We start from the raw sequence: 6,587 nt of genomic DNA, 5'->3' as shown, positions 1-6,587 counted from the left end.
GGCAGGATCAACCAGAGTTTGTTGTTAAAGCACACTTAAATGGAAGTTAAACTTAAAAATTGTCGGAAAAGAACACTCTAAAGTGAATTAGAGAGTTACTTATTCATGCACAATTTCGATTAGTTCTCGATAGATAGATTTACACTATCAGTCAGAATTAATCGAACTGCCAAATTCAACGTCAGACCGAAAAAGCTCCGGTCTCCACTAATGATCTTGAATTGAAGGTGATTGAAATTCCACACGTTGAGTGGATTTCCTTAAACTCCTTCATGCTATATATACGTTCCGAATCGGAAAGCATAACCACATTTTTGAGAATGTGAATCCAGTCATGAAAGAGCATAAACGTTTTTGAACCCTCATCCTGATCGTACCGAAAATGGCACCAATCAGCTCAATGAAAGCACCCTTACCACTACGTCCTCATATTTATACATAGTGTGACAACGTTTGACACGGGAATATATATGGACACATATTTGCACATAACACAAGATATATATTTATAGAGGAGCCCCTTAAACGATCGACCTCAAATATAGAAATGATAATCGAAAATATAAAATACATCATTCAGATACTATAGACGCAAACATCATTGGCCCTACATACATATACACTAACGAAAAAGTAGTACCACCCACATCACACAATTACCATATCATTAGGATTCGATCAAAATGAAAGTTAGCAAACCAAGGGGAACAAGGGACTTCCTACCAGAAGAGACCGCTCGCAGGAGAAATGTCGAGAACATAATGAGACAAGTGGTCAACAAATGGGACTACAAAGAAGTTATCACCCCCACCTTTGAGAATCTGGAGCTATTCACCCTCAAATCCGGTGAAGGAGTTATCGGAGAACTCTATAATTTCAGTGACAAAGGTGACAGGAACATGGCACTACGTCCTGAACTTACCGCGCCGGTCATGAGAATGTACGTCAACGAAATGCAGGCAACCCCAAGACCACAAAAACTATTCTATTTCGAGAACTGTTTCCGTTACGAAAGACCACAAAAAGGAAGGTTCCGAGAATTCTGGCAATTCGGCGTAGAAGTTATCGGCAGCAACCGCCCTGACGCAGATGCCGAGATAATTGCCCTTGCAACAACCATGCTCAACGCAGCAGGCATCAAAGGAGACCTTCACGTAGGCCACCTGGGAATAATCCGCCACATACTCAAAGAACTCGAACCCGATCAACAAAGCAAGATAATGCGCCTCGTAGACAAAAAGGATGATACCGGACTTGAGGACTACTTTGAAGAAATAAACACCCCGGTAGAGCTTAGAAGAAACCTACTGGAGCTTATCTGCGTCACAGGCACAGATGCAATAGCAAAAGCAAGGGAAATAGTAGGGGACATAGAAGAAATAGACAAATTCGAACAGCTCCTGACATTCCTCGACGCATACGAGATCGATTATTCCATCAACCTTGGCATAGCAAGAGGCCTTGACTACTACACCGGAATGGTCTTCGAAATATATGCAGAAGGACTTGGCGCACAAAATCAAGTATGCGGCGGAGGCTCATACCAATTGATCTCACTATTTGGCGGCGGAGATGTACCATCCACAGGATTCGGACTTGGATTCGATCGCATAATGGAAGTGTGCGAAATAATACCCGATAAGCAGAAGAGCGTAGTAATAATAGCTACCGATGAAACACGCACCGATGCCATAAAGGTCGCAACAAGCATGAGGAAGGAACTGACCGTCTACCTGGACATCATGCAGCGCAACTTCAAAACACAACTATCCCATGCCAACAACATTGAAGCAGATTACGCAGTCATAGTCGGAAAGAAAGAGATCGAGTCAGGAAAACTAACTGTGAAGAACATGGAAACAGGGGACCAGTCACAACTAACACTGGATGAGGCCATTGAACTAATAAAGAACAGTTAAAGACATAATGCAACCCAAAAAAAGAACATTCACAAAGGACGAGAGGGCAGACGATTCCCTGCCCCTTCGTTTTACGATAACAGCCATACTGGTCCTGCTGATAATGGGGCTTGCCATCACCGCAATAGCCGACCTGAAGGAAAAAGCGAATGAAGATATCGCACTCATAGAGATCAGTAAACTCATATCAACTCAGAACAGATATATTTCCGTGGCGCAGGATCCACAATATATATAGACATAGAGATCCCGGATGACGTGACCATGCACATGGGAACATTACCCGACAACACACCCTGGCCATCCAACGCCAACAATTACTACATCCAGACCAGAAGCCGTTATAAAACATACAGATCCAAAGCCCTTTTCTCAAATTTTGCCATGGACGGACCATACCCCATAAATTCAAGCCCCCACAACCTAAAGCTTGAAAACCAAAAAGATAACATGACCGGCAAAATATTTGTAAAAATATCAGAAACATGACCAACAGCAAGCTCCCCCGCATCCACAAAGATCAGAATGCCTGGATAGACCTAACATTATCGAAAGCAGCCCTCATGATCGCAAGCATAGTGATACTTAGTGCATTCTACCAGCTTTCAACAGATTTCAATGACTTACAAGCCCAGGACCAACTGGATGCAGAAGCATTCGGACTTAAAAATGCCATCGATGACATTGGAAGCAGTTCATTGGACAACATAAGGAAGAACGCAACATACACATTCAATGACAAGAACATAGCCAGAGCCATAGTTACAGGCGAATATGTGCGACTGGAAAAAAACCGCAACGGAATTATCTTCTACTCGGTCAAACCCCTGACATTCAAAACAATTCCATTGAAAGAGGAAGACCTGAGAAACATACTTGCAACCAACTTCAATGGCAATGACGGAAACGAAGATCACACCATTGATGCAAAAGCTGCAACTGTTCTGGAAATACTCTCCATCAAAGGAAGAGAAGAATTAATATTAAATACAAGAAAGAGAGTACATATTGAAAAAACTCCAATTTATCTAAAAAACAATACATAGGTTAATAAAATTGAACTTGTGCTTGTTTATCAGTGACGAGCGTGCAATACTCGAACCTCATAACGATATCATTGCAACCGCATTAGCAGTCATTGGATTTGTGATCTTTGCCCCAGTCATGTCAAAAGCCTATCTAACATATGATGAGCAAAGCAGTTCCATCGAGAACTATGAAGAAGCATCTCGAATAGCTGAAAGTGTTGCCTCATGGAAGGAACTTAGAGGAAGTCGACCTGACATAATATCTGCCAAAGAATTAGACCTTATTGCAGAACCGATCACAGATGCAGAGATGCATAAACGCTTTTTTGGCAAATTCACATCGAATAACCATTTTCCGTAGATATTAGAGCAGATGACGGAAAATACCACTGGGAAATAAAAAAAGAAGAATATCCAGAAACAGGTAATCTCATTGCGGCATCAATACCTATCATCATCGAAACAACTCCTGCTCAGCACATAACAGGAACAGTGACTGTTCGAACATGGGGACATCAATGGTGAGGACATGCCAAAAAAGAACATAATACATGACCAGCGTGCGTTCTCGACCACAATGGGTGCGATCTTCTTCCTTACACTGATATCCATTGCAACCGTAATACTAATGCCATCCATCAGGGCAGAAAGACAGTACGATTCAGCAGAATATACCACAAAACAGGACTTTACAACACACATATTAAGTTCACTTCTAAATTCCAAAATTGATACATTTGATTATGAGGTAGAACATCCAGGCATCAACGGAACGATTAGCCCGACAGATAAACTGATAAATGGATCATCTGCCAAACCATTTAATAAACAACACAATCACCGCACATTTGCAGAAATAATAGCAGAAGATCTGATCCTCACTTTATCATTCAATGATAGCGGCACCACACAAGCGATCGAACCAATCACCGACCCTCACAAAGAACAAACAACTATCACCATCACCAACTACCTTGACAAAAGAATAGGCGGACGATATAACTACCAACTTCATACCACATGGGAGCCAGTTGAGGGATATCCGCTCAAAAGCTCGACCTCGGTCGGCATCAAGCCGCCAATAGATGCAGTAAAACAAAGTTCAAGGGTGACACTGCCAACAAATAACAGACCATCAAAAAGCTACTTGACGGATACAATTAACGACACAACCCTCACGACACATATCAACTCCCCGAACACAACTAAATTCGGCACATATTATGATAGTTTCAACAAAACTATCGATGCTACCGCACTGTCATCAGCACAGATGATACCCCATACAGCGTACCCTTTTGAATTCAACAACAACACAATAACAATTACAGAACAAGAGATGGTCCGAGCCAACCAAAAGAATATTGCGAACTACCTAAAAAGCAGCATGGCAGAGGAGATAAATAACACAGTATCCCAAATGGCAAATATCAATGATATCAATAAGACCAGACAACTCAGGGATGATCAGATGGAGTCCATATATAATAAGGTCAACAAAGGATATGTTGATATCACCCTATCCATGTGGTGAGCAAGACAATAACCTTTATATTAAATGTCAAGCGTATTAAGGTCACTTCGCCAAAGTACCGATTCAAGTTAATGTTCCCAACGTTCCTTTAACTTGAGCACAAACTCAAAACAATAATATATTTAATATCACATTATAATTATCAGGAGGAATGCTATGGCTAAAATGCATACCCGTACAAAAGGAAAATCCGGTTCAACAAAACCGATCAGATCAGAATCACCAGCATGGTCCACAACAACAACAGAAGAGATCACAAAGGTAGTACTTGACCTCTGGAAACAGGGCAAGTCTACAAGTGTTATTGGAATGGTACTCAGAGACAACTACGGTGTACCTGATGTCAAACTCGCAACAGGAATGAAGGTAACAGACATCCTGAAAGACAACAGCGAGGAACCAAACGTACCTGAAGACCTCTACAACCTTATCGTAAAGGCTATCGGATTACGCAAACACCTTGTAGTTAACAACAAGGATGTACACAACAAGAGATCATTGCAGTCAACTGAATCAAAGATCAGAAGGCTCGTCAAATACTACCAGTCCGCAAAGGTACTCCCAATTGACTGGAAGTACAAACCAGAAACAGCAGAAATGTTGATCACAAGATAAGTGGCCTGGCCACTCTTGTGAATTTATTGATGTTCGGCTCATGCCGATCATCCATCTACTTTTTTTTACATTTGTTTATATTCTTTCAACCATTAATACCAGCATAACGTCCTATTCATATCACCATTCCTGTAGACAGACCCTCTTATAATCCTTAGCACTCTTGCCATTAACATAGATCCAGCCATACGAATTCAGTTGAATCCTTAAAGATTCCCATAAATCCCTAAAAGGCAAGATATAAATTCTTAGAATGACCTATAAAAGTCATGAAAGCTGTAATCTTGGCTGCCGGAGAAGGACTACGTTGCAGGCCACTCACACTGACACGTTCAAAGGTCATGCTGCCCGTTGCAAATAAACCAATAATCGAGCATGTAATAGACTCGCTCGCAGAAAACGGGATAAAAGACCTCATAATTGTGGTAGGTTATGAGAGAGAACGTATAATGGACTATTTTGAAGATGGCATTGATTTTGGAATAAACATAACATACGTCCACCAGAAAGCACAGCTTGGAACAGCACATGCCATAAAGCAGGTTGCAGAACTTATGGAAGAGGAGGACGAAACAATCCTTGTCCTCAACGGTGACAATGTAATAGAAACAAAAACCATCAAAGACCTCCTCGAAAATTACAACGGAAATGCGACCATATTAACAGCGAGAAAAGAACATACTCGCGGATATGGCGTCATCGTTTGCGATGGCAAAAAAGTAAAGAAGATAATTGAAAAACCCACCTTTGAGATCAGCCATGTAGTAAACACAGGCATATACATGTTCGGCCAGGATATTTTTGAAAGGATCGAACAAACCCCCATATCCCAAATGGGAGAATATGCAATAACAGATACATTGCAACAGATGATCGATGATGGCATCCAGGTGGATTATGTGATAACAGATTCACTATGGCGTGATGCCGTATTTTCATGGGACATATTAAAAGACAATTCAATGGTCCTTGACAGGTACAAAGACCATGAAATAAAAGGTACTGTTGAAGAAGGTGCCATAATTCGTGGAAACGTCAGTATTGGAAACAACACGATAATAAGATCAGGATGTTACATCGTGGGGCCTGCCCTTATCGGAGACAATTGTGAAATAGCACCAACAGTTGTCATCCTCCCATCTACAACAATAGGGGACAACGTGACCATAAGCTCATTCTCCCACATACAGAACAGCATCATAATGAACAATACACGGATAGGAAACCATTCACACATAGCCAACTCCGTGATAGGAATGAACAATTCCATTGGACCTTACTTCATCACAGAGGACAAAGAGAACCTCAAGATCGAAATGGAAGAAGAGATACAAACTGTCAATAAACTTGGGACCATCACAGGCGATGACAACATAATAGGCCACCGAGTACTTGTCAAAGCCGGAGCAATGATTTCATCGAACTGCAATATCGATTCAGGAAAGATCATATCCCGGAATTTGCCTGAAAATTCCATTGTTGTCTAAGGAG

General features: G+C 41.3%; 8 protein-coding genes. All 8 read left to right on the top strand.

Annotated features, from left to right (window positions below; all coding sequences use genetic code 11):
• Positions 1–683 precede the first annotated feature (683 nt).
• The 8 genes from hisS to glmU all read left to right on the top strand — a co-directional run bounded on the left by hisS (position 684) and on the right by glmU (position 6,583).
• Entirely contained in the window at positions 684–1,919 is a 1,236-nt protein-coding gene (hisS, locus tag KDK67_RS09010; RefSeq protein ID WP_250868460.1) for a histidine--tRNA ligase, read from the top strand.
• A gap of 7 nt (positions 1,920–1,926) precedes the next feature.
• Positions 1,927–2,157, top strand: coding sequence for a hypothetical protein (locus KDK67_RS09005; RefSeq protein WP_250868459.1), 231 nt, complete (start codon positions 1,927–1,929; stop codon positions 2,155–2,157).
• 26 nt (positions 2,158–2,183) lie between these two features.
• Positions 2,184–2,408, top strand: coding sequence for a hypothetical protein (locus KDK67_RS09000; RefSeq protein ID WP_250868458.1), 225 nt, complete (start codon positions 2,184–2,186; stop codon positions 2,406–2,408).
• Positions 2,405–2,965, top strand: a complete 561-nt coding sequence (locus tag KDK67_RS08995) for a hypothetical protein (RefSeq protein ID WP_250868457.1) — start codon at positions 2,405–2,407, stop codon at positions 2,963–2,965. Before KDK67_RS09000 ends, KDK67_RS08995 begins: the two co-directional genes overlap by 4 nt.
• A gap of 22 nt (positions 2,966–2,987) precedes the next feature.
• The gene (locus tag KDK67_RS08990; RefSeq protein WP_250868456.1) at positions 2,988–3,308 is read left to right on the top strand and encodes a hypothetical protein; all 321 of its coding nucleotides are present in this window, start codon (positions 2,988–2,990) and stop codon (positions 3,306–3,308) included.
• A gap of 168 nt (positions 3,309–3,476) precedes the next feature.
• Complete coding sequence (locus KDK67_RS08985; RefSeq protein WP_250868455.1) at positions 3,477–4,481, top strand: DUF7284 family protein; 1,005 nt, start codon at positions 3,477–3,479, stop codon at positions 4,479–4,481.
• A gap of 156 nt (positions 4,482–4,637) precedes the next feature.
• Complete coding sequence (locus tag KDK67_RS08980) at positions 4,638–5,096, top strand: 30S ribosomal protein S15 (RefSeq protein WP_250868454.1); 459 nt, start codon at positions 4,638–4,640, stop codon at positions 5,094–5,096.
• A 269-nt stretch (positions 5,097–5,365) separates the two neighbouring features.
• Positions 5,366–6,583: a bifunctional sugar-1-phosphate nucleotidylyltransferase/acetyltransferase gene (gene glmU / locus KDK67_RS08975; protein WP_250868453.1), complete on the top strand. Its 1,218-nt coding sequence runs from the start codon at positions 5,366–5,368 to the stop codon at positions 6,581–6,583.
• The last annotated feature ends 4 nt before the right edge of the window (positions 6,584–6,587 follow it).

It is taken from the genome of Methanococcoides seepicolus, assembly GCF_023684405.1.
GTDB classification, from domain to species: Archaea; Halobacteriota; Methanosarcinia; order Methanosarcinales; family Methanosarcinaceae; genus Methanococcoides; species Methanococcoides seepicolus.
The sequence above is the reverse complement of the archived record's forward strand: the minus strand, read 5'-3'. Positions and strand labels throughout refer to the sequence as shown.